Genomic DNA, 21,289 nt, shown 5'->3' on the forward strand with positions numbered 1-21,289 from the left:
CGTCGGACGCGGAGGCCAACTTCCTCCGCCCCCACGAGCGAAGGAGCCCTCATGACCCAACTCAACCCCTACGGCCACAGTCCGCCGTCCCTGCTCACCCCCGGCGGCCGGGCTCTGGCCCGCGACCTCCAGCGCACCCGCCGTGAGGCGGCCGTGGCGCTGGCTCAGGGTGACGGGCTGGCCGAGTTCACGGCGGCTGCCATGAACAACACGGCGGCGCTCGACCGGCACCGGCGGCTGCTGGCCCGGGGTGACGACTTCCTCAATGGCCTGTTGGCTGAGGAAGAAGTCGGCTTCGTGCTGGCCGCCATGACCATCCAGCGCGGCATGTACCGCCAGTACTGAGGCGGCGGACATGGACCTCATCGCGCTGCTCGTGCTCGCTCTCGTTCTCTGTGGCCTGCTCATCTGGGTGCTCGTCACCTACTGGGCCTGGATCGTGCCGCTTGTCATCCTCGGCGTCGCTGTGCGCCTCGCCTGGATGTGGCTCCGGCACTGGCTCGCCATGCGGCAAATCCGCGTGCAGACGGCCAAAGCCAAACAGCAACTCGACGCCGCCTACCGCAGGTCACAGACGCGCATGGAGCAGCTCGCCCGCGAACACCACCTCCGAAAGGGGATCACCAAATGACCGTTACCGATTACTACCTGTTGCTGGCCATCCACGGCGTGACGCTGGCGCTGCTCACCGCGGAGCCGTTCGTGGCGTTCCTGCGGGCTTGCGCTGTCGAGGGCCGCGCCATCCAGGCCGCGTTGCGGCGTGCCGAACAGCAGCCGACCAACCTCCCGGCCCTGGTGGGCGAACCACCCGACCTTGAGAGCGGTGATCCCGCATGGACGACCTGACCCAGATCACGGCCGACCAGCTCGAAACGCTGTACGCGCTCAACATCGCCATGTTGGTGATGGTCGTGCTGCGGCTCGTCGGCCGGGCGGTGCTCGCTCGCCTGGAGCGAAACAAGCCCGAGCTGACCCCCGAGGAGCGCGACGCCCGGCGCGTTGCCCGAGCCAGAGCGACGCACAAATGAGCCGCTACCACCCAGCGCGGGCTTCTCAGCGGCGGCGTTACCAGTCGCTCATGAAGAACTGGCGGCGACTGCGCCAAGCCGACCCCGAGCAGCCGCAGAAGTGCCGGCATCAGCGGCGGCGGTTGCTGGAGGAGCTGCGGGCGCTGGACATGGAAGCCACCTCCCAGGAGTGGGCGTGCCGGAGGTGAGCAACGGGCCGGGCGCTCCGATCGAGCGCCCGGCCACGCCGAACCAGTACCGCACCATCCTTGCCGATCCGCCCTGGCAGACGAACCAGGTCGGCAAGCTCGGCGCGATCCGCCATTACCCGCTCATGTCGCTGGATGAGATCTGCGCCCTGCGTGTCGATCGGCTCGCCACGGACGACGCACATCTGTGGTTGTGGGTGACCAACTCGAACTTTTTCGAGGGCATCGCGGTCATGGAGGCGTGGGACTTTGCGTACCGAAGCTGTCTGACGTGGATCAAGCCGCGGTTCGGGCTCGGCAATTACCTGCGCAGCCAGACCGAGCACCTGCTATTCGGGATTCGTGGTCGCGCGCCGATCCAATTCCGCTCACAGGGCACGTGGTTCTACGCACCCGTCCAGGAACACAGCCACAAGCCGGAAGAACAGTACGCGATTATCGAGCGCTGCTCACCAGGGCCGTATCTCGAACTGTTCGCCCGTCGTCCGCGTCCTGGCTGGGACGTGTGGGGCAACGAGGTCACCTGCGACGTGGCGCTGTAGTCAAAGGAGGTTAGTCATGGACTCGGGCATGTTCGGCAAGGCGCTCGGCAGAGTCTTCGCCGCGCTGGTGCTCGTGCTCCTGGTGGCCGGAGTGGCGCGGGCAGCGTACATGCTGCTCGCGCCACTCGTCCCGGTGCTGGTAACGCTGGTTGTTCTGGGCGTCATTTACTGGGTGGTCTTCAGGGGTATTCGCAGGTAGCAAAAGTGCTGTTGTTTCTACGGCTTGACCACAGTCGTCAACGGCTCAATAAGTAAAAGAAGGGGAGCGTATCCGTGTTTCTGGTTTCTCTAGCTCGTGCCACTGGCTTCTCGCCACGCCCGAGCGACATTACTACCTCTAGTCTTCAGAAAGGCTCCCTATGGACAAACCTCGAAAGAAAATCCGCGTCGTCGGCCAAAGACGCACTGAATTGGATATCGAGCGCTTCGCCGACGCCATCATCGCCTTTGCTCTGCATCAGATGTGTGCCGAGAGCGAGCCCGCCGACGGACCGGACGACGGCCAGGCGGCGCACGGTGAGGAGCGGTCGGCATGATGCTCACGTTCCTCATCGCCCTCGGCGGCGCGGCCGTGTTCGGCCTGATTCTCGGCTCCCGCTGGATGGAGGCGCAGACATGGCGGCGTCAGCTCGTGGCCTACAGGCTTCGCCCGGCGCAGGGCCTCACCGCCGATCAGGTCAGCGCCTGGCTGGGCATGGTGGCCTCAGCCAGCCGACGACGCCCTGTTGCCTTTGAACTGGTCGCCACCCACAAGGGCATCGGCTACTACGTGCTGCTACCGGTCGGGCAGGAAGCGGGCTTCCTCGCGCAGATACGTTCCGCGCTGCCTGGCGTTCGCGTTGAGGAAGCACCCGAGCACTTCAGCGCAAGACCGGCTGTCCGCGCGGCAAGCGAGCTGCGGCTCACCAGTACAGCACGGCCCCTCGCCCACGAACGCGCCGAGGCGGCCATTACCGCGCTGCTGTCCGGGCTCAACCCGTTTGCTCGCGGCGAAGTCGTGCGCGTGCAATGGATTCTGTCCGGCACGCGCGCCGTGCTCCCCAGTAGTGGGGATTCCGGCGACATCGCCCGCGCAATCCGCAACAAGCACGCCGCGCCGGTCTTCGCCGCAGTAGGCCGCGTCGCCGTAACCGCACCGACGATGGCTCGCGCGGTCAGCCTCCTCAACCAAGTCACCAACGCTTTCCGTGTCCTTGATACGGCTGGCGTCTCCACGGTGCGCCGGTCACTGCCCACGTCCATCGTGGCCTCGCGGGTCTATGCGCGAGCACTGCCGATCACGGTCTGGCCGGTCCGACTCAACGCCAAGGAAGCGGTGGGCGTACTGAGCTTCCCGCTCGGCAACACCCATATGCCCGGCCTGGATATCGGCCGGGCCCGCCAACTGCCACCGGCAGAGGGCATGGCGGCACGGGGCACCGCGTTGGCTGAGTCGAACTACCCCAGTAGTCAAGGCCGTCACCTTGTCCTGAAGCCCGACGACCGGCTGCGGCATCTGCACGTGCTTGGCCCGACCGGGGTCGGCAAGTCCACGCTGATCGCCAACGCCGTGCGGCAGGACATCGAGCGCGGCGACGGCCTGGTGCTCATCGACCCCAAGAGCGACCTCGTTGACGACGTACTGGCTCGCGTACCGGACGGCAGGACGAAGGACATGCTCGTCCTCGATCCGTCCTCAACCGATTTCCCGGTCGGCTTCAACGTCCTGCAAGTCGGCAAGAACGAGCACGAGCGTGAGTTGGTCGTCGATCATGTCGTACACGTCTTCTCGGAGCTGTGGCGTTCGTCCTGGGGGCCGAGGACGAGTGACGTGCTGCGTACCGCGCTGTTGACGTTGACGCACACCACGGCGCTGGACGGCTCGGCCTTCACCTTGTGTGAGGTGCCCGAGCTGCTGATGAACCCCTCGTTCCGGCGTTACATCACCGCTCAGACCAGCGTGCCGGACACCGTGCGCTCGTTCTGGAACGCCTATGAGCAGATGAGCGACGGAGAGAGAACCCAGGTCATCGGCCCGAGCCTGAACAAGCTGCGCGCCCTGACCACCCGCACCTCTTTGCGGCTGATGCTCGGCCAGAGCACCGGCATCGAAATGGCGGAGGTCTTCCGCTCCAAGCGCGTCATCCTCGTACCGCTCAGCAAGGGCACGGTCGGCACCGAGACGGCGCACCTGCTCGGCTCGCTGCTGATGGCTGCGCTCTGGCAATCCACGCTCGCCCGAGCCGCCATCCCAGCCGCCCGGCGGCGGCCGGTCTGGGCATACCTCGATGAGTTCCAGGACGTACTACGGCTCGGCAGCGGCAACGAGCTGGCTGACATGCTGGCGCAGGCCCGCGGGCTCGGTCTCGGGTTGGTGCTGGCCCACCAGTACCTTGACCAGCTCCCCAAGCAGGTTCAGGCGGCCGTGCTCGGCACGGCTCGCTCGCAGATCGTCTTCCAGTGCGAGTACGACGACGCCCGTGCGCTGGAGAAGCGCTACTCGCCCGCCCTCAGCGCGGCCGACCTGATGGGCTTGGACGCTTACGAGATCGCCATGCGACCCTGCGTCGATGGGCAGACCCGCATCCCGGTCACGGGCAAGACGCTACCGCTCCCCGATGCGCTACGTGATCCGCGCGAGCTGGCGCGCGCCAGCCGGGAGCGTTTCGGTGTGCCTCGCGCGGACGTCGAGGCTGCGCTGCGCTCGCGCGTCGAGACCGGCAACACAAGCGGTGGGCGCATCGGCCGGACCCGGCGGGGAGGCTCGTCATGATCCGTCTGACTGTTGGTCTCGCTATTGGCTTCGGCGTTGGCATCGCTCGGCACCTCGTCTCGCGTTCTCCGAAATCAGGACCCTCGTTCGGCTCGATAACGCCGACGGAATGCCTCGTCCTCATAACCCCGGAGGACTCGGCATGACTCCTCGCGCCTCCCGGCCCACTCCGGCCTTCGGCCGTCGTGCCCGGTCAGGGCTCGTCGTCGCGCTGGCCGAACAACTGACCGAACGCGAGTGGAACGTCATGGAGACGGTCAACCGGCTTCGCTTGGTGACTGGTCTCCAGCTCGAACGACTGCACTTCGCCGAACTCACCGGCAAAAGCCGATCCGTCGTCCGCTGGCGGGTGCTCAAGCGGTTGGTGGACTGGCGCGTCCTACTGCCGCTTCCCCGGCGCATCGGCGGCGGACTCCACGGTTCCGGCCAGCTCGCCTACGCCCTCGACACCGCAGGCGAACGGCTCCTGCGCCTGCGCCGCAACCTCCGCCACGACGAAGAGCGCATCCGCCGCCCCGGTGAACCGGGTCAGCGGTTCGTCCAGCACACCTTGGCTGTCTCCGAGTTGTACGTCTCGCTGGTCGAACGCTCCCGCGTCGACGGCTTCACCGTCGGCGAGTTCCTTGCCGAGCCTGCCGCCTGGTGGCCCAACGGCTCGGGCGGTTGGATGAAACCCGACGCCTACGTCGCTCTCGCCAACGCGGACGTCACCGATCACTGGTGGATCGAGGTCGATCTCGCCACCGAAGCCGTTCCGACCCTGCGCGGCAAGTTCCTGGCCTATACCGACTTCGCCCACCGGGGGCAGCTCGGCCCGGATGGCGTTCTGCCGCGCGTCCTGGTGACCGTGCCCAACGGCTACCGGCTCGACGTCATGTGCGGCCTCTTACCGAAGCTGCCGGAACCTGCCGACGAGCTGCTGACCATCACTCTCCACGAGACAGCCCCCGCTGCCCTCGTAAACGTGCTGTACGCCCCGGACGAGGGGTGAGCGCATGAGTAGGGCAGGGGCATCGCCCCGGCGTGACTGGTGGGTCATCCTCGGCATGACCGTCACGGCCATCTCGGCGGCCGTCAGCTCGTTCTCGGGGTTGCAGTCGCTGGCGGCGGCAACCGGCTGGCCCGAGGCGCTGTCGCCGCTGTTCCCGCTGACCGTGGACGCCTACGCCATGACCGCCACAAGGATCTGGCTGTCCGGCTCGACGGGTTCAGAGCGGGCGCGACGCTTCGCCCGCTGGAACGCAATCATGGCCATTGGGTTGTCGCTCATCGGCAACGCCGTCTGGCACCTGATCGCCGCCCAGGTGCTCACCATCTCGTGGGTGATCGTCGTCCTGGTCGGTGCCGTACCGCCCGCCGTACTCGGGCTGTTGTCACACCTGGCCGTCCTGCGGGGACAGGAGGAACCCGTACCAGTGTCCCCGGCTCGTCCTGGCGAGCCTGAGCAACTGCCGCCACCGGCCATCCCGGTCCCATCTGCCACTCCAGCGGCAGAACAGCCTCGTCCTGTCGAGGACGATCACCAGGACGCCGCCAAAGACGAGAGCGGGCCTACCGGCCGACCGCAGGCCGAAGCAGTACCGCCGAACGAGGAAGACCGGCAGCTCGCAGCGGCACAGGCGGCCGACAACGCGTACCGCGCCGCGCATGGCAGACCGATTACCCGCGATGAGCTGCGGAAGGTGCTACGCGTCAGTACCGAGCGGGCTACGGCGCTCCTGCGCGAACTAAAAGAAGGCACAAGCACAAACAGATGATTCCTGTTGTAAATTCTACCGTTCCCAAAAAGCGACAACTAGCTTAATAATCAAATTAGAACCAAGCAAAGAAAGGAGGGACATCGTGAGTAAATCCGAAAACAAAAACGACGCAGCCAACGCGATACCCGTGACGCTTGGCGAGACAATTCGCCAGGCACGCGAGCGACATGGCATGTCGGTGCGCAAGCTAGCCGAGCAACTACACATGCACCAGTCTTATATCTACCGAGTTGAACAAGGCCTTTTCAAGCAACCGTCGCCCGAGAAGCTGCAACGCATCGCCAAATACCTGGGCCTCGACTACAACGACCTTTGCGCCCTGGCTGGCTACCAAGCACCTGAACTGCCAGCCTACTTGCCTTATCTCCGCGCCAAGTACGACATGACCGACGAAGACGCCCGCCAGCTAAACGCACACTTCGAGCGACTCCGCCAGCAGCGCGGCATTGCTGAGAGAACGAATCAATCATAACGCGGTGGGACCTACTAAGGAGGGTAAATGCCAGAACTAGAATCAACCATAACCGACGCCGTGAGGTCGCTCATACCAACAGCAACACTGAACCTGCTCGGCCGACCGCTCAGTGAGTCCGAAGCACGCACGGTAGCCGAGCGCCAAGCAGTCAAGCTACTCGAACTCTTAGGCATAACGAAACCGAGCGTGGAAGTTGAGCTGATCGCCGAGTTGCCCGACATTGAGGTTGAGGTACTACCAGAGTTGCCGCTCTCCGGGGCAACGGATTGGGTACGTGACCACTGGCACGTCCAGATCAACGCCGACGACAGTCTCTGGCGCTGTCGCTCGACCCTGGCCCACGAGTACAAGCACATACTTGACGATCCATTCCGCGAGGAGTTATACCCAAGATGGCCCCGTGGAGCGGCAATGCCACCAGACCTAGCCGAACGCATTTGCGACTACTTCGCGGGCTGCGTTCTCGTACCCCGTCAGTGGCTATACAAAGCCTGGGATGACGGGCTGCGCGACCCGGCCAAACTCGCGAGTCACTTCGACGTATCCGAGAGCCTTATCGAGGTTCGCATGGATCAAACGAAGGTGAGTACCCGGCCGATCAAGTATCGCTGGCAACGGGCATCGCGCAAGGCATACCAGCGCAGTGCGCGGCTCGTCAGGAACGCCACGCTGCACCTCGGCACCAAGCAAACACGCACGACAACCACACGCCCAGCGGCCACGAACAAACTAACAAAAGGAGAGAAGAATGACTTCCGCAACCTATGCTCATCCAGCGCTACGGCTTAGGCCAGTCAAGCTGCCCGAGTACACACGCTTGAAACCGCGATCGGAATCCGACCAGAGCCAACAGGCTCCGATGCCCGCCGTGCTAACCATCCATGAGGCCTGTGCGATGCTGAAAATCAGCAAGTGGACGCTCTACCGCCTAATACACGCCCGTCAGCTCAAGACCATCAAAATCGGCAGTCGCCGCGTTGTACCCGTCGAGTCGGTACGTCTACTCATCGACCGCCTAAGCGAGGATAATGCGTGATGGCAGGCAGACGAGCCAACGGTGAAGGCACCATCTACCGGCGCGGTGATGGCCGCTATGAGGGTGCCGTCTACCTCCCGACAACCAGCGGGAGAACCAAGCGCGTCCGCGTGTACGCCCGCACCAGGGCAGAGGCCAGAGACAAGCTGGCCGAGACCGTAGCCAAAACGCAGAGGGGCCTTCCCATGCCCGACAAGGTTTGGCGAGTAGGCGACTATCTTGAATACTGGCTTGAGAACGTCGTGTGTGCCAATCGACGCCTCACAACCTATAGCCGATATGAGGTGACGGTTCGTCTCCATCTCAAGCCCAGCCTCGGCGCCCAGATGCTAGAACGCCTATCAGTACCCGTTGTCCAATCTTTCTTTAACCAGAAGCTAGAGCAGGGGTGCTCAGTGCGGGCTGCACATATCATGCGCGAGGTGTTGAGTGCCGCGCTTACAAACGCGCAGCGGGAAGAACTGACTAGCCGTAACGTAGCGCGACTCATCACACTGCCCACCTATGAAGCCGGGGAGATCAAACCGTGGACAGTCGATGAGGCCTCCAAGTTTCTCGAAGCAGTGACAGGCAGCGCGCATTATCCGATCTTCGCCTTCATGATGCTGTACGGCCTACGCCGAGGCGAAGCTCTTGGGCTACGCTGGCAAGACATCGATTTTGACGCCAACGAAATACGCATACGGCAACAGCTGCAACGCGTCAAAGGCTTGCTATACCAAGCACCACTAAAAACGAAGGCTGGGAAGCGGGATCTGCCGCTTCTCGGCTTCACGCGACAACTGATCGTCGCCCATCGCGCCCAGCAAGAACTCCATCGTCCAGGAATCGAAGCCCAGCTCGAACTTGTGTTCATGTCCGGGGCAGGAACACCGATCGAACCGCGAAACCTCAGCCGCTCTTTCGAACGCCTTTGCCAGCTACACGGTCTCCGCACGATCCGGCTACACGACCTTCGTCATACGACAGCGACGCTACTAAAGAACCTTGGAGTGCCAGCCCGTGACGCCCAACTCATCCTCGGCCACGCCGACATCTCAACAACGCAGAGCATCTACCAGCACGACGATATGGAGTCCCGACGCCAAAGTCTCGGGCGCATCGAAAAACTCCTGCTTTCGCAGCAGGAGTTCGTGGGTGACGGCAGTCGTAGCCGTCAGATTAGCCGTCAGCAACCACGCTACACGCGGAAGCTTGCTTCATTGACTACTGTTATTCATGGCAGGAGTGGAGGGATTCGAACCCCCGACCCTCGGTTTTGGAGCTCGAACAGCACCAGTCTTAAAGACCGGCTGACCTCTATAAATTTGGCTGTACGAGGCCGTAGACGTGCGTGGATTCTCGGCTGCGTTGCCGTCAAGTTAGCCGTCAAACCCGATGCCGACAACACAGACCCGATAGCTACCCGCGAAGGGAGCACCGGATGAGTCCGTTACGAAACCACAAGGGACGCGGTCCTCCGGCGTACTCGGTGCGCTCCCTCTCCTTCCATCAACCTGAAAAGGAGGCGTGATGACCTTCATCCGCCGTACTCGCACATTCGCACACGAAGGAAGGGGTTGCGATGCGCATACTCTTCGACGTCCTGCAAGGGCTCGACCTCGGGCAACCGCTGCCGGACGGCATGAAACTTGCCGTCAGCTATCTACGGGTGTCCACCAGAGCCCAGACCGAGACCGACTACAACGAAGACGGACTGTCCCTCGCGGCCCAACGCGAGGCCAATCAGCGGAAGGCTGACCAGCTCGGTGCAGTCATCGTGGCCGAGTTCATGGACAAAGCTGAGTCCGCCAAGGCCGCCGACCGCCCCGAACTGCAAGCCATGCTCCAGTTCGTCCGCGAACTGGGCAACATCTCCTACGTCATCGTCGACAAGGTAGACCGGCTCGCTCGTAACCGAGAAGACGACGTGCTCATCAACATTGCCGTCCGGCAAGCCGGAGCACAATTCGTCTCCTCCAAGGAGAACATCGACGAGACGCCTTCGGGCAGGCTCCTGCACGGCATCATGGCGACCATCGCCGAGTTCTATTCCGCCAACCTCGCAATGGAGGCCATGAAAGGTATGCGCCAAAAGGCCAAGTTCGGTGGCACACCAGGACTCGCCCCACTCGGTTACCGCAACGTCCGCGAACACGTCGACGGACGCGAGATCCGCACCGTAGCCATCGATCCAGACCGAGCGCCGCTCATCCAGTGGATGTTCAGCGCCTACGCAACCGGCGAGTGGACCATGAGCCAGCTCAAAGACGAGCTGGAGCGTCGGGGACTCCGCATCCCGGCTAGCCGCAAGCGACCGGCCCGCCCAGTCAGCATCCAGCACATCGACAAGATGCTCGTTAACCGCTACTACCTCGGCTATGTGAAGTTCGAGGGCATCTGGTACGAGGGCCGCCACCCGGCGCTCGTCGACACCGGAACCTTCGAGCAAGTACAAGCTGTAAGAACGGCGCGGTCAGCCGCCAGGGACAAGCCGCAACGGCACCCGCACTACCTCAAGGGGTCGATCTTCTGCGGACGATGCAGGGGTCGGCTCGGCGTCACCAACGCCAAGAACCGCTGGGGCACCGTGTATCCGTACTTCTACTGCATCGGTCGCGCCCGTCACCGTACCTGTACCCAGCCCGCGGTGCTCATCGCGGACGTGGAGGCATCGGTCGCGGACTACTGGACCCGTGTCCAGCTCTCCGACGCCCGCGTTGCCGCCATCCGCGAAGAGGTCATGGCCGAGTTGGTACGCCGCCAGCAAGGCAACCGCTCCGAACTAGAAAGACAGGAGAAGCGCAAGAAGGATCTACAGAACGAACAGCTCAAGCTGATCGAGATGCGCTACGCCGAAGCCATCCCGCTCGACCTGCTCAAGTCCGAGCAAGAACGCATCGCGCGGGAACTGGCAGGTACACAGCAGATCATCGAACGCTGCTCCACCGAGATTGACGCCGTTCTCAGGGTGATCGAGGAGGCACTGCTGCTCTGCGCCAACGCGCACCGGCTGTACCTCAGCGCCACCCCGGACGTCCGCCGACAACTCAATCAGGCCGTGTTCGTCCGCTTCTGGATCATCGACGACCAGGTGCACGGCGCGGACCTGACCGAGACGTTCGCTCAGCTCCTCGCACCCGACCTCACCGAACAACTGGCCGAGATCGACGACACGAACCAAAACACCCAGCAGGCAAGGCGTGGCCGCCAGCCACGCCGACACCCGGCGCAGAGCGCCAACCTGGCAGTGGTGCGGCCCTCGGACGCCATACAGCGCCCGAACGGCCCGCTACCTGCCGACATGCAGAACCCCGGTCACGTTGACCGTGGCCGGGGTTCGAACATCCATACTCTGGTGGAGCCGAGGGGACTCGAACCCCTAACCCCCACACTGCCAGTATCGTAACAATTCTGTCACGCCGTACCGCCGAATGCCGGAACCCGCCCTGAGCAGGCACAACTTTCAATAGCCAAATGACGCCGCCTGTCGCTGAATACCGCGCCATCACGGCTCTTTGATCTTGGTGTGTGACCACCGACGTGACCACACTCAGTGTGGGAGGCTTCGTTCCACCCCGTCCGGGCTGCCGCCCGGAATGCGGCTCGGGCGACTACCTGCCGTCGGATGAGCCCACCCCGGCACCGGCGGTGGAAGTGCTCGTCTGTGAGGTTTCGACGGGACCGCTCGCGGGTTCGACGGCGAATGCCAGAAAGCGTGAGAGAGGCCCGTTGTGGGTCAGGTGCAGCTCGTGCATGGCTCTGGTGCAGGCGATGTAGAGCATGCATCTGTCCATCTCGTTGGTGTAGTTCGTGTCGGTGACGTGCGGGACGATCACGGTGTCGAACTCCAGGCCCTTGGAGATGTGTGCGGTGGTGATGATGACGCCGCCGGCGAATTCTGTGCTGTCGTAGTCGAGGAACGTCAGCTCGACGCCGGCCTCGGACAGGGCCCGATGAAGCGCTTGCGCCTGAGCCGTGGTCTTGCAGATGATTCCGAGTGAACGGTGGTCGCTGTGTTGGTGCTGCTCGACGAGGTCCAGAATCTGTGCCTCCTGGTCCTTCTGGTCTGCGCAGGCCACGAGCTGGGGTGGTCGGCCGTGGCGCTCGATCGGGATGATCTTGTCGTTCCTTGAGATGCGCTGGGCGAATCCCGTGATCTCCGTGGTGGAACGGTAGCTCTTGCGCAGCTCCAGACGGTCGGCTGCCGGGAAGATGCTGTGGATAGTCGACGGTGTCGAGGAGCTGAACGGGTTGACCGACTGGTTGGAGTCGCCCAGGATCGTCATCCGGCAGGAGAACAGCTCGCGTACCACGGCGTACTGGATGGGCGTGTAGTCCTGCATTTCATCGATAAGCAGATGCCGGATGTGGCCGTAGCTTTCCTGGCGAGCCGTTCTGATCATGGTGTAGATCAGCGGGAACACGTCGGCGTACTCGATCTTCTTCCGACCGAGCGGCTTGAACAGGCCGCGGCGGGCAGGGTCGGCGTAGAAGGCCTTGTACATGGCGAGCGCGTCCCTGTAGGGGAACATGGACAGGATCTGCTTGCGGACACTGGCGGTGTCGCTGGCCGTCCATTTGCCACCACTGTCCAGTACCTGCTGCTTGAGCAGGTGGACAGCAGTGTTGGCCAGGAGGTCGAGCCGGGTGAAGATCGGCAGGGTCGGCGACTCTTCGAAGGTGGCCGCGACCCACCTGGCGGCGAGTCGTCGGTTCTTGTGCACGACCTCGACCGGTACGAATTCTTCGTCCGGTCGCGCGGTGATCCATGCGTCCAGAGTAGTGACGAATTCTGGCGTGGCTTTGTAGCGCATGCGCTTGACCGCCGCTTCATCGACGTGGTCGAGAAGCTTGGCCACCTGCTCGCTGAAGGTCTCGAACTCCGTGATCTTGGCTAGGAACCTCGCGGCGATCGTGTTGAAGTCGATTTCCGCGATCTGCTCCTCACCCAGCTCGGGCAGCACGTTGGCGATGTAGTCGCCGAAGACCTTGTTCGGCGAGAGGATCATCACGTTGTCGGACGACAGGGTGTCCTTGAACCGGTAGAGCAGAAACGCCACCCGGTGCAGGGCGATCGAGGTCTTCCCGGAGCCCGCCACCCCTTGCAGGATCAGCACCTGTGCTGTCTCGTTGCGAATCACCGCGTTCTGTTCCCGCTGGATCGTCGCCACGATGTTCTTCATCTTGTCGTCGGCCGAATGGCTCAGCTCCCGCTGCAGGACGTCGTCGCCGATGTTGAGCGCGCTTTCGAACATGTACTCCAGGCGCCCGTCCTGGATCTTGTACTGGCGCTTTGCGGTGATCTCGCCGTCGGTCACGCCCTGCGGAGCCTCGAAGGATGCTTTCCCCGACTCGAAGTCGTAGTAGAGGCTGGAGACAGGAGCGCGCCAGTCGTGTACCACGATCTCCCGCGTCTTCGGGTCGGAGAAGCTGTGTACGCCAATGTAGTGGGCCTTGGCGTCCGCCTCGCCGATCGCACGGAAGTCGACCCGGCCGAAGTAGGGCGAATTCAGCAGCCGTTGGATGCGCTTCTTGACTATCACCGCGTGCTCGGCCAGGGCGACCGACGTGTTGACCTCGACGCGGACGTTGGCCTTCTCGACACCGTCCATGTCACGCCAGTGCGCCCACATGTGTTCCTTGTGCCCCTGGATGGCACTGGCTGAGCTGTCGATGGTGCTGGTAACCCGTTCCAGTTCCGTCGCCAGCAGACGTACGGTTTCGGCGAGATGCTGACGCTCTGCTTCGTCTTGTGTCTGCACGTCTGTCAAGGCGCTCTCCGGTTCAGGTTCCTGGCGGTAAACCACTCTAACGTAAGATAAGAGTTGGGTGGCACCGGCGGCGAAGAGTGGCGGGATGCGGGACTACCCGGCGGCGGGTAGGGGGTCCAGGGCGAGGCCAGGTCGACTGTCACCGATGGACCGCATGCGCCAGCCACTGGTGAACAGGGCCAGCAAGGCACCGTCCCGGACCCGGGTGAGCACCTCGGCGTCGGGAACGGCGCGTAGCCGTTCCTCGCTGGCCGGGTCGGTGCGACGGGCCACCTGGTAGGGCAGGTGTTCCAGTCGGGTGGTGACACCGAACTCGGCGTCGAGGCGGGCGACGGCGACCTCGAACTGCATCGGTCCGACCGCGGCGAGCACGGGAGCCTGCTCGCCGCGGCGGTCGGAGCGGAGGACCTGGACGACGCCTTCGGCGTCGAGCTGCTCGACGCCGCGACGGAAGCGTTTGAAGGTGGAGGAATCGGCGGCGCGCAGCACGGCGAAGTGCTCGGGGACGAACGACGGCAGCGGCGGGAACGTCACGGCCGGACCGTCGTGCAGGGTATCGCCGATGCCGAGGGCGGTGGCGTTGACCAGGCCGATCACGTCGCCTGGGTACGCCTCGTCGATGGTCTCCCGGTTGGCGCCGAACATCTGCTGGGCGTACTTGGTGGCGAAGGAGCGACCGGTGGCGGCGTGGGTGACGGTCATGCCACGGGTGAACCGCCCGGAGCAGACCCGAATGAAGGCCAACTGGTCGCGGTGGGCCTTGTTCATGTTGGCTTGAATCTTGAAGACAAAGCCGGCGAAGGGTGCGTCGACGGGTCGCGGGGTGCCGGCCACGTCGGGACGAGGGCCCGGTGCGGGGGCATGGGCCGCGAGGACATCGAGCAGTTGCCGTACGCCGAAGTTGGCGACCGCGGCGCCGAACAGGACCGGGGTGCTGGTGGCGGCGGCGAAGGCCGCCTGGTCGTGGTCGGCCCCGGTAAGGGAGAGCAGATCGAGTTCCTCGACCGTGCGGCGCCAGTCGGGGCCGTACTGGCGGGCCGCCTGCTCCGGGCCGAGCTGTTCCTCGATGGCCGCGGTGGCGCCGCCGGGGGTGCGCCGGAAGGCGGTCATCTGACCGGTGCGGCGGTCAACGATGCCGTGGAACTGTCCGGCGATGCCGACCGGCCAGGTGACCGGCGTGGGTCGCAGCTTGATCCGTTGCTCGATCTCGTCGAGCAGAGCGAGGGGTTCGCGGCCGGGGCGGTCCCATTTGTTGATGAACGTGATGACGGGGATCCGGCGGGCGCGGCAGACCTCGAAAAGTTTCAGGGTTTGTGGTTCGAGGCCCTTGGCGGCGTCGAGGAGCATCACGGCACAGTCCACGGCGGTGAGGACGCGGTAGGTGTCCTCGGAGAAGTCGGCGTGGCCGGGGGTGTCGAGCAGGTTGACGACCAGGTCGCGGTAGGCGAACTGCAGGACGGCGGAGGTGATCGAGATGCCGCGCTGCTGTTCCATCGCCATCCAGTCGGAGACCACGCCCTTACGGCCGGCCTTGCCGTGGACCGCGCCGGCCTCCCCGATGACCTGGGCGTGCAGCGCGAGCGCCTCGGTGATCGTGGACTTGCCGGCATCAGGGTGCGAGATCACCGCGAAGGTGCGCCGTCGGGCCGCCTCGGCGGCGACGCCGGTGATGGTTGCCGCCGACGGCACTTACTCACCTCCTACTGCTCGATCCGATCCCGAACAATACCCTCACGTTAGGGTTGTCCGCTGGGGGTAGGTGGAAGGTCAGGTGCTGGTGGTGGCGCGGGACACGGTGGGCGATTGCAGCGTCTCCATGTGGCCGGTCAGGGTGGCAGCGAACCCCTCGGCGGTGGCGAGTTGCGACCGCAGCGCGGCGCAGCGCTCGTGGACAGCCTCGCGGTAGCCCGCGAGCGTGTCGAGCAGTCGCTCGCGTTCGGCCTTGGACAGGCGGGCGCCTGCGGAGAGTCGATCGACGATGGCCAGCAGGTCGCGCATCTGCTCCAGCGTGAACTCCAGTGGCTTCATCCGCTTGACCACCTGCAGCCGGTCCACGTCGGCGTCGGTGTAGAGGCGGAAGCCGCCCTGGCTGCGGGCGGAGGGGACGATCAGGCCCACCTCCTCGTAGTAGCGGATCGTGCGCAGGCTCAGCCCGGTCCGCTCGGCCACCTCGCCGATCTGCATCAGTGCACCGTCACCCATCGCTTCCGTCCCGCCTCCCGATCGCGCTCGCAAGCCGGTGGCGCCCACCGGTCGACTGCCGTTCAGGCTAGCCGGCACCACCGCGAGCGACAGCAACCTGCCGAGCACACGTCCTGGCCTGATGCGGGCGGGCCGCCAGCCTGAGCCACAACTCTACCCTCACGGAAGGGTCAGCAGGGGTGGGTGTCAACCGTCGTGCAGGAGACCGCCGGCCCGGCGTACCTCGCGGTCGGCCTCGTCGTGGGTCAGGCCGGTGGTGCCGAGCAGGTCCGTGGCGATCGCGCGGACCTGGGCGACCACGACGTTGCCGGAGAAACCCACGCCCTGCCGGTAGGCGGCACTCGCCTCGCGCACGGCCCGGCACAGCAGATCGACTGCCTCCTGAGGTGCCCGTCCACGACGAAGGTCACGGCGGATGACCTTGGCCGCCTCCGCCAGGGCCGCCACCGATTCCCCCAGTTGCGGCGGGCTGGGTTCCCCGTCGCGCAACAGCGTCACCGTTCGTCGGGCGAGCACCCGGGCGTTACGGATCGACCGTTCGATGTACTCGGCGGCGTCGAGGTACTGGCGCAGAGCGTTGCGCGCGTGCCAGCGCAGCGGAGTTATCGTCGCCGCCTCCTGCCCCTGCGGCAGGATCTCATGGAACGCGCCGAGCTTGTCCTCACCTTCACTGAGCAGCACCAGAGCGTCGTGGGCGGGGCCGTCGTCCTGCTCGCGCAGGCCGCGAGCGGCGCCGTGCAGACCGTCGATCAGCACGCCGAGAGCGGGCTTGGCGACCCGGGACACCACGGTCAGCGGGTTGACCGGCAGCAGCACCGCCATCACCACCAGCGCGACCCCGCCACCGATCAGCGCGTCGACGACCCGGGAGAAGTAGATGCCTTCGGTGGGCGGGGTGAGGGTGGCGATCAGCACCGCCGAGGCTGCCGCCTGGCCGACCACGGCTGCCGTGCCGCCAGCTGCCACGGCCGCGCCCATCGCCAGTGCCACCGCCACCCCGATCTGCCAGCCGCCGGTGCCGACGAACCAGATGAGTCCATCGCCCACGGCGATGCCCAACGCCACTCCGAAGACCAACTCGACGGCGCGTCGGTATCGCTGCCCGGTGGATATTCCCAGCGTGATCACTGCGGAGATAGGGGCGAAGACCGGCTCCGGATTCCCGACGACGCGGCTGGCCACCGCCCAGGACACGGCGGCGGCCACCGAGGTCTGCACCACGACGACCGCCAGGGCACGCAGCCGCTGCCACCGTTCCCGCGCGATGTCGGCCGTCCGGGCTCGGAGCCGTACGGCGCTTCCGCTCATCCGAGTTTCTCCACCGCCGGCTCTGTCACGGCTCACACGCTAGGCATCGGGAGAGCCAGGATGGCACTGGATCGTCCCAGTTCGCTCCGATGAGCACTCACTTCATTTCGTCTCTCACGTGAGGATAGGGTTGTCAGGTGACGGACCTGTGGATCTCACCTGACCGGGCCCGGCTGCGGGTGCGCGGCTGCCTGCTCGCCGCCGCCTGTGGCTACGCGCTGGGCGTGCCGTTCGCGGGACAGGACCGGCCGGACGGTGACGATTTCGATGCGGCTGCCCGCGCCGGTGGCCCCCTTTACACCGGGCAACCTGTCGCCGTGATGCTTGAACATGCCCGGCACCTGGCCGGTGCCGACGGTCGGCCGGTCGATGCGGTGACCGCGATAGCCGAGCGGTGGGTGGACCGGTGGGAGCGGGACGACGCGCTCGGCGGCCAGCTGCGGCCGCACGGCAGGCCGTGGCCGGGACCCGAAGGCATCCCGGCGGGCACGCCCGTTGCTGACATCTTGTTGGCGATGGTGCCCGTCGGGCTGCTACCGCTGTCGTCGGATCGGGTCGCCGCGATCGTCCGAACCGGGATTCCCGATGGGTACGGCCCGCTCGTCCGGGAGGCGGCGGTGGTGCTGGCGTGTGCAGTGGCAGCGGCCTACACCAGCGACACGGCCACGCCGGTGGATCGGCTCGGTTTCGGCTCGCGACTGGCGCAGCTGGCCGCCGAGATCCGACTGGCCGAGCGCGTGACGGCGGTGGCCGCCCTCGGCAGCCTCACCGCCGAGGACCTCGCACGACGGATGGCGCCCACCCAGGATCCGGTGATGCCCCTGGTGCCGGCGGCCGTGGCGGCGTTCCTGCGCCATCCCGACAACCCCGCCGCCGTCGTTCGCTACGCCGTCAGCCTCAACGCCGGCAGCGCCGCCGTCGCGGGAATGGCCGGTGCGATCGCCGGAGCCCGGTGCGGCGGCACGCTGCTGCCCGCACCGTGGCTGCGTCGTCTGCAGGGCCGCGACCCGATCACCGAGGTCGCCGACGCCCTGACGCCAGCCCGGTCCAGAAACCTGGAGCTACGCCAGCACCGCGGTCCACACGCGTATTGAGCACCAGATCACACCGTCGCGTCGCCCCACCCAGACTACACTCGCACGTTAGAGTAGGGTCGCGGAGCGCTGATCGTACGGCCGGCGCTGCGACGCCTCGGGGTGACGGGTTTTGTCCTACCTTCCCGCCTCCCCGGGGCGACGTCGCCCGCCCGGCAGGGCAGGGTGGAAGCCGATCGGCAGGCAATGGTGACCCGGCGGTCCCACCGGTGGCGCGACCGTCCGCCGCTGACATGATCGTCCTACCGCAGTGACAACCCATCCCCGCCCGACCCGTGCGACCGGGGCGGGACGCCCGCGCGTCGCGGCGCGCGCCGACCACAGTGAGGCTTGTGACCACCACCTGGCGCTCCACAACCGCACCCGAACCCACGAGCGGCTTCCACGGATGGCGGATCGTCGGCTACGCCGCAGTGGCGCTGGCGATGACCGCACCCGGCCAGACCGTGGCGGTGTCCGCCTTCGTCGACCCGCTCATCGCCGACCTCGGTATCAGCCGGTCGGCGATCTCCACCGCGTACCTCATCGGCACCCTGACCGGGGCGGCGGCCCTGCCCGCCATCGGCCGGATGATCGACCGCCACGGGGTACGTAGCTGCATGCTGATCATCGCGGCAGTGTTCGGCGCCGTGCTGATCGCACTGTCGACCGTGTCGGGAATCATCGGGCTGACCGCCGGATTCGTCGGTATCCGGATGGCCGGACAGGGCGCACTCGGTCTGGCCGCGACCACCGTCACCGCGCACTGGTTCCGGCGTCGGCGGGGTTTCGCGCTGGGGCTCGTCTCCGCCGTGGGCGCCGCAGGGATCTCACTCGCCCCGCTCCTGCTGGAACGGCTCATCGCCCATCACGGCTGGCGTACCGCCTGGTTTGTCGAAGGGCTTCTCGTGTGGGCGATCGTCATCCCGATCGCGCTGCTCGGCATCCGAAACCGTCCCGAGGACATCGGCCAACAGGTCGACGGCGCGTCGGCGGACAGCCACCCGGCAGGCAGCCACGTCGCCGACCTCGACCACCGCCAGGCGCTGCGTACGCCGTACTTCTGGGTGCTCTGCGGCAGCGTCGCGACCTCCGGCCTGCTCACCACCGCCGTGGCGTTCCACCAGATCAGCCTGCTCACCGAACGAGGACTCACCACCGCGGCCGCAGCGGCAAATTTCCTGCCGCAGACCCTCGCGGGGCTCGCGATGACTCTGCTCGTCGGCGCCATTGTCGACCGCGCCAACCCTCGCGGCGTGCTCCTTGCCGCGATGGCCGGGCTGGCCGCAGCGCTGGTCTGGGCGACCCAGGTCACGCCGGGCTGGTCGGCACTCGGGTTCGGCATGGCCATCGGTGCCGCTTCCAGCGCCATCCGCACGGCCGAGGCGGCCCTGACTCCGCGCCTGTTCGGAGTCGCGCATCTGGGAGCCATCCGCGGGACGGTCACCGCCGTCAACGTCGGCTCGACCGCGTTCGGGCCCGTGTTGTTCGCCCTCGGACACGACCTGACCGGTAGCTACAACGGGGCCTTGCTGATCGGTACGGCGCTACCCCTGGCCGTGGGCGCCGCCGCGCTCCTGGCCCCACTGCCGGCCCACGAGCGCGGCCTCCCTCAGCGACCCCAGGGGTCGGCGGCGGCTCGATGACCCCTGGCTGCCAGCCGCACCGGGGACACCTCAGCAACTCTACCCTTGCGTTAGGGTATGGTCTTCAGCGGCGGAAGGTGGTGAGCGGGATGTTGCGAGCGCGGTTGAGCTGGTCGCACCGGGTACGCGGCTCGATGGTGCTGGCAGCCTGCGGTGACGCTCTCGGCGCGCCGTTCGAGGGTCGGGAACCGGCGGACCGGGCCGAGATCGACGACTGGATAAACCAGTCGACCCAGCTCGTGCGGTTCACCGACGACACCGCCTCAACCCTCGTCGTGGCGGATCACCTGACGCGCAGGCGAGGCACGGTGAATGAGGACGAACTCGCCGACGAACTCGCCCGGGAGTGGGCGCGCGACCCTGAGCGCGGCTACGGCCATGGTGCCGCCCAGCTCTACGCCGAGCTGGCCCGCGGCGTCCCGTGGCGGCGAGCCGCCGCAGAGCTGTTCGATGGGCAGGGCTCGTTCGGCAACGGTGCGGCGATGCGTGTCGCCCCGATCGGTCTGCTGCCCGGCCTGGCCCTCGACGCGGTGGCCGGACGCGCCCGCCGGACCGCGGCAGTCACCCACCAGCACCCCCAGGCCGTGGACGGCGCGGCGGCGCAGGCGGTCGCGACCGCCCTGGCCGCACTCTCGGTTCAGGACACACCGCTGGACGCCGAATGGATGGTCGCGACGCTCTGCGAACATGTGCACACGGCCGAGTTTCGCAGCGCGCTGCGACGGGTGCCCGCGCTCGTCGCCCAAGGCGCCCACACCACCGACGTGGCCGGCGCGGTGGGCAACGGCGTCGCGGCGATTCAGGCCGTGCCCGCCGCGCTGGCTGCCTTCCTACGCCAACCCGACGACACCCCCGCTGCCGTCGGTTTCGCGATCGGCCTGGGCGGCGACACCGACACCATCGCCTCCATGACCGGCGCATTGTGCGGGGCCCGCCGCGCGGAGAAGGACCTCCCCGTCATGTGGGGTTTGAGGCTGGAGGGCGCAGCGCGGGTCTGGACGGCGGCCAGCGCCCTAGCCGAACTCGCCGCAACAGCTGCCGGGACGCGGCGGGGGTGACCCGGACGGCGCCCCGCCGCCGGCCGCCCCGTGCCGTCGGCTGCCGGTACCTGCGTCGCTAAACGACGCCGCCGAGGCCGCGCGGCGTACGGTCGTCCGCTGCGACCGACCCCAGGCATACCGTCGCCGCGGCCATGGCAGCCATGCGGGAGCCGGGCCGGGCACACCCGGCAGCGACCGATGCCACGGCCGTGAGTCATCGCCTCGCCGAGTCATGGGCTGATCCACCGTCGACGGCGCAGCAGCGGCCGTCATCGACTCTCGAACCGCTCGACCCGCTGCACGTCCTCCCACCGCAACACCGACACCTCCCGCCAGTGGGTCGCACAGGCGGAGCCGCTGCGGCGCTCGAAGGTCACGACCCTCCGGTCGTGTCGGCACCGGTCAGCCGGCACAGTCAGCAGGCTGCCGTCGGTCAGCCACACGAAGAACTGAGTCATGACGCCTCCCCTGCTCTGCGGGCACCCA

Annotated in this window: 24 protein-coding genes; 19 read left to right on the forward strand and 5 right to left on the reverse strand. The window is 66.3% G+C overall.

What is annotated here, in order from left to right; genetic code table 11:
- The first annotated feature begins 51 nt into the window (after nt 1-51).
- The 16 genes from KIF24_RS24215 to KIF24_RS24290 all read left to right on the forward strand — a co-directional run bounded on the left by KIF24_RS24215 (nt 52) and on the right by KIF24_RS24290 (nt 11,169).
- Complete coding sequence (locus KIF24_RS24215; protein WP_221085989.1) at nt 52-345, forward strand: hypothetical protein; 294 nt, start codon at nt 52-54, stop codon at nt 343-345.
- A gap of 10 nt (nt 346-355) precedes the next feature.
- On the forward strand, nt 356-631 hold the full coding sequence (locus KIF24_RS24220) for a hypothetical protein (RefSeq protein ID WP_221085990.1): 276 nt from the start codon (nt 356-358) through the stop codon (nt 629-631).
- The gene (locus KIF24_RS24225; RefSeq protein ID WP_221085991.1) at nt 628-846 is read left to right on the forward strand and encodes a hypothetical protein; all 219 of its coding nucleotides are present in this window, start codon (nt 628-630) and stop codon (nt 844-846) included. The genes KIF24_RS24220 and KIF24_RS24225 overlap by 4 nt, the downstream gene beginning before the upstream one ends.
- Nucleotides 834-1,028 carry a hypothetical protein gene (locus tag KIF24_RS24230; RefSeq protein ID WP_221085992.1) on the forward strand — a complete coding sequence of 65 codons (195 nt, stop codon included), beginning with the start codon at nt 834-836 and terminating at the stop codon, nt 1,026-1,028. Before KIF24_RS24225 ends, KIF24_RS24230 begins: the two co-directional genes overlap by 13 nt.
- Nucleotides 1,029-1,078: 50 nt before the next feature.
- A complete protein-coding gene (locus KIF24_RS24235; protein ID WP_221085993.1) occupies nt 1,079-1,216 on the forward strand; it encodes a hypothetical protein in 138 nt (45 codons plus the stop codon).
- Nucleotides 1,204-1,758 (forward strand): MT-A70 family methyltransferase, encoded by a 555-nt coding sequence (locus KIF24_RS24240; protein WP_221085994.1) that lies wholly within the window; start codon nt 1,204-1,206, stop codon nt 1,756-1,758. Before KIF24_RS24235 ends, KIF24_RS24240 begins: the two co-directional genes overlap by 13 nt.
- Nucleotides 1,759-1,774: 16 nt before the next feature.
- A complete protein-coding gene (locus KIF24_RS24245; RefSeq protein WP_221085995.1) occupies nt 1,775-1,957 on the forward strand; it encodes a hypothetical protein in 183 nt (60 codons plus the stop codon).
- Nucleotides 1,958-2,117: 160 nt separating this feature from the next.
- Nucleotides 2,118-2,294, forward strand: coding sequence for a hypothetical protein (locus tag KIF24_RS24250; RefSeq protein WP_221085996.1), 177 nt, complete (start codon nt 2,118-2,120; stop codon nt 2,292-2,294).
- Nucleotides 2,291-4,510, forward strand: a complete 2,220-nt coding sequence (locus KIF24_RS24255; protein ID WP_221085997.1) for a type IV secretory system conjugative DNA transfer family protein — start codon at nt 2,291-2,293, stop codon at nt 4,508-4,510. Before KIF24_RS24250 ends, KIF24_RS24255 begins: the two co-directional genes overlap by 4 nt.
- Before the next feature lie 142 nt (nt 4,511-4,652).
- Nucleotides 4,653-5,501 carry a replication-relaxation family protein gene (locus tag KIF24_RS24260; protein ID WP_221085998.1) on the forward strand — a complete coding sequence of 283 codons (849 nt, stop codon included), beginning with the start codon at nt 4,653-4,655 and terminating at the stop codon, nt 5,499-5,501.
- 55 nt (nt 5,502-5,556) lie between these two features.
- Nucleotides 5,557-6,267: a DUF2637 domain-containing protein gene (locus KIF24_RS24265; protein ID WP_221085999.1), complete on the forward strand. Its 711-nt coding sequence runs from the start codon at nt 5,557-5,559 to the stop codon at nt 6,265-6,267.
- Nucleotides 6,268-6,352: 85 nt separating this feature from the next.
- Nucleotides 6,353-6,742, forward strand: coding sequence for a helix-turn-helix domain-containing protein (locus KIF24_RS24270; RefSeq protein WP_221086000.1), 390 nt, complete (start codon nt 6,353-6,355; stop codon nt 6,740-6,742).
- A 189-nt stretch (nt 6,743-6,931) separates the two neighbouring features.
- Entirely contained in the window at nt 6,932-7,534 is a 603-nt protein-coding gene (locus KIF24_RS24275; RefSeq protein ID WP_221086001.1) for an ImmA/IrrE family metallo-endopeptidase, read from the forward strand.
- Nucleotides 7,535-7,604: 70 nt separating this feature from the next.
- Nucleotides 7,605-7,781, forward strand: coding sequence for a helix-turn-helix domain-containing protein (locus KIF24_RS35195; protein ID WP_221086002.1), 177 nt, complete (start codon nt 7,605-7,607; stop codon nt 7,779-7,781).
- A complete protein-coding gene (locus KIF24_RS24285) occupies nt 7,781-9,208 on the forward strand; it encodes a tyrosine-type recombinase/integrase (protein ID WP_221086003.1) in 1,428 nt (475 codons plus the stop codon). Before KIF24_RS35195 ends, KIF24_RS24285 begins: the two co-directional genes overlap by 1 nt.
- A 137-nt stretch (nt 9,209-9,345) precedes the next feature.
- The gene (locus KIF24_RS24290; RefSeq protein WP_221086004.1) at nt 9,346-11,169 is read left to right on the forward strand and encodes a recombinase family protein; all 1,824 of its coding nucleotides are present in this window, start codon (nt 9,346-9,348) and stop codon (nt 11,167-11,169) included.
- Between the two features lie 205 nt (nt 11,170-11,374).
- Here KIF24_RS24290 and KIF24_RS24295 read toward each other — a convergent pair whose 3' ends face one another.
- The 4 genes from KIF24_RS24295 to KIF24_RS24310 all read right to left on the reverse strand — a co-directional run bounded on the left by KIF24_RS24295 (nt 11,375) and on the right by KIF24_RS24310 (nt 17,044).
- Nucleotides 11,375-13,525 carry a HelD family protein gene (locus KIF24_RS24295; protein WP_331461396.1) on the reverse strand — a complete coding sequence of 717 codons (2,151 nt, stop codon included), beginning with the start codon at nt 13,523-13,525 and terminating at the stop codon, nt 11,375-11,377.
- Between the two features lie 102 nt (nt 13,526-13,627).
- Nucleotides 13,628-15,223, reverse strand: coding sequence for a peptide chain release factor 3 (locus KIF24_RS24300; protein WP_221086006.1), 1,596 nt, complete (start codon nt 15,221-15,223; stop codon nt 13,628-13,630).
- 78 nt (nt 15,224-15,301) lie between these two features.
- On the reverse strand, nt 15,302-15,802 hold the full coding sequence (locus tag KIF24_RS24305) for a MerR family transcriptional regulator (RefSeq protein WP_407940009.1): 501 nt from the start codon (nt 15,800-15,802) through the stop codon (nt 15,302-15,304).
- A gap of 120 nt (nt 15,803-15,922) precedes the next feature.
- A complete protein-coding gene (locus KIF24_RS24310) occupies nt 15,923-17,044 on the reverse strand; it encodes an FUSC family protein (RefSeq protein ID WP_221086007.1) in 1,122 nt (373 codons plus the stop codon).
- 137 nt (nt 17,045-17,181) lie between these two features.
- On the opposite strand from KIF24_RS24310, the gene KIF24_RS24315 reads away from it, so the two are divergent.
- From KIF24_RS24315 to KIF24_RS24325, 3 genes are all read left to right on the forward strand, one after another.
- The gene (locus KIF24_RS24315) at nt 17,182-18,138 is read left to right on the forward strand and encodes an ADP-ribosylglycohydrolase family protein (RefSeq protein ID WP_221086008.1); all 957 of its coding nucleotides are present in this window, start codon (nt 17,182-17,184) and stop codon (nt 18,136-18,138) included.
- Nucleotides 18,139-18,470: 332 nt separating this feature from the next.
- Nucleotides 18,471-19,763 (forward strand): MFS transporter, encoded by a 1,293-nt coding sequence (locus KIF24_RS24320; RefSeq protein WP_221086009.1) that lies wholly within the window; start codon nt 18,471-18,473, stop codon nt 19,761-19,763.
- A gap of 89 nt (nt 19,764-19,852) precedes the next feature.
- A complete protein-coding gene (locus KIF24_RS24325) occupies nt 19,853-20,821 on the forward strand; it encodes an ADP-ribosylglycohydrolase family protein (RefSeq protein ID WP_221086010.1) in 969 nt (322 codons plus the stop codon).
- Nucleotides 20,822-21,072: 251 nt separating this feature from the next.
- Here the strand turns inward: KIF24_RS24325 and KIF24_RS24330 are convergent, their stop codons facing one another.
- Nucleotides 21,073-21,261, reverse strand: a complete 189-nt coding sequence (locus tag KIF24_RS24330) for a hypothetical protein (RefSeq protein ID WP_221086011.1) — start codon at nt 21,259-21,261, stop codon at nt 21,073-21,075.
- Nucleotides 21,262-21,289 lie beyond the last annotated feature (28 nt).

It is taken from the genome of Micromonospora tarapacensis, assembly GCF_019697375.1.
Classification (GTDB): domain Bacteria; phylum Actinomycetota; class Actinomycetes; order Mycobacteriales; family Micromonosporaceae; genus Micromonospora; species Micromonospora tarapacensis.

Excerpts from the sequence above, each read along its gene's own strand:
- KIF24_RS24215 (WP_221085989.1), top strand. The coding sequence starts at position 52 with ATGACCCAACTCAACCCCTACGGCCACAGTCCGCCGTCCCTGCTCACC.
- KIF24_RS24220 (WP_221085990.1), top strand. The coding sequence starts at position 356 with ATGGACCTCATCGCGCTGCTCGTGCTCGCTCTCGTTCTCTGTGGCCTG.
- KIF24_RS24225 (WP_221085991.1), top strand. The coding sequence starts at position 628 with ATGACCGTTACCGATTACTACCTGTTGCTGGCCATCCACGGCGTGACG.
- KIF24_RS24230 (WP_221085992.1), top strand. The coding sequence starts at position 834 with ATGGACGACCTGACCCAGATCACGGCCGACCAGCTCGAAACGCTGTAC.
- KIF24_RS24235 (WP_221085993.1), top strand. The coding sequence starts at position 1,079 with ATGAAGAACTGGCGGCGACTGCGCCAAGCCGACCCCGAGCAGCCGCAG.
- KIF24_RS24245 (WP_221085995.1), top strand. The coding sequence starts at position 1,775 with ATGGACTCGGGCATGTTCGGCAAGGCGCTCGGCAGAGTCTTCGCCGCG.
- KIF24_RS24250 (WP_221085996.1), top strand. The coding sequence starts at position 2,118 with ATGGACAAACCTCGAAAGAAAATCCGCGTCGTCGGCCAAAGACGCACT.
- KIF24_RS24255 (WP_221085997.1), top strand. The coding sequence starts at position 2,291 with ATGATGCTCACGTTCCTCATCGCCCTCGGCGGCGCGGCCGTGTTCGGC.
- KIF24_RS24260 (WP_221085998.1), top strand. The coding sequence starts at position 4,653 with ATGACTCCTCGCGCCTCCCGGCCCACTCCGGCCTTCGGCCGTCGTGCC.
- KIF24_RS24265 (WP_221085999.1), top strand. The coding sequence starts at position 5,557 with ATGACCGTCACGGCCATCTCGGCGGCCGTCAGCTCGTTCTCGGGGTTG.
- KIF24_RS35195 (WP_221086002.1), top strand. The coding sequence starts at position 7,605 with ATGCCCGCCGTGCTAACCATCCATGAGGCCTGTGCGATGCTGAAAATC.
- KIF24_RS24285 (WP_221086003.1), top strand. The coding sequence starts at position 7,781 with ATGGCAGGCAGACGAGCCAACGGTGAAGGCACCATCTACCGGCGCGGT.
- KIF24_RS24290 (WP_221086004.1), top strand. The coding sequence starts at position 9,346 with ATGCGCATACTCTTCGACGTCCTGCAAGGGCTCGACCTCGGGCAACCG.
- KIF24_RS24310 (WP_221086007.1), bottom strand. The coding sequence starts at position 17,044 with ATGAGCGGAAGCGCCGTACGGCTCCGAGCCCGGACGGCCGACATCGCG.
- KIF24_RS24325 (WP_221086010.1), top strand. The coding sequence starts at position 19,853 with ATGTTGCGAGCGCGGTTGAGCTGGTCGCACCGGGTACGCGGCTCGATG.
- KIF24_RS24330 (WP_221086011.1), bottom strand. The coding sequence starts at position 21,261 with ATGACTCAGTTCTTCGTGTGGCTGACCGACGGCAGCCTGCTGACTGTG.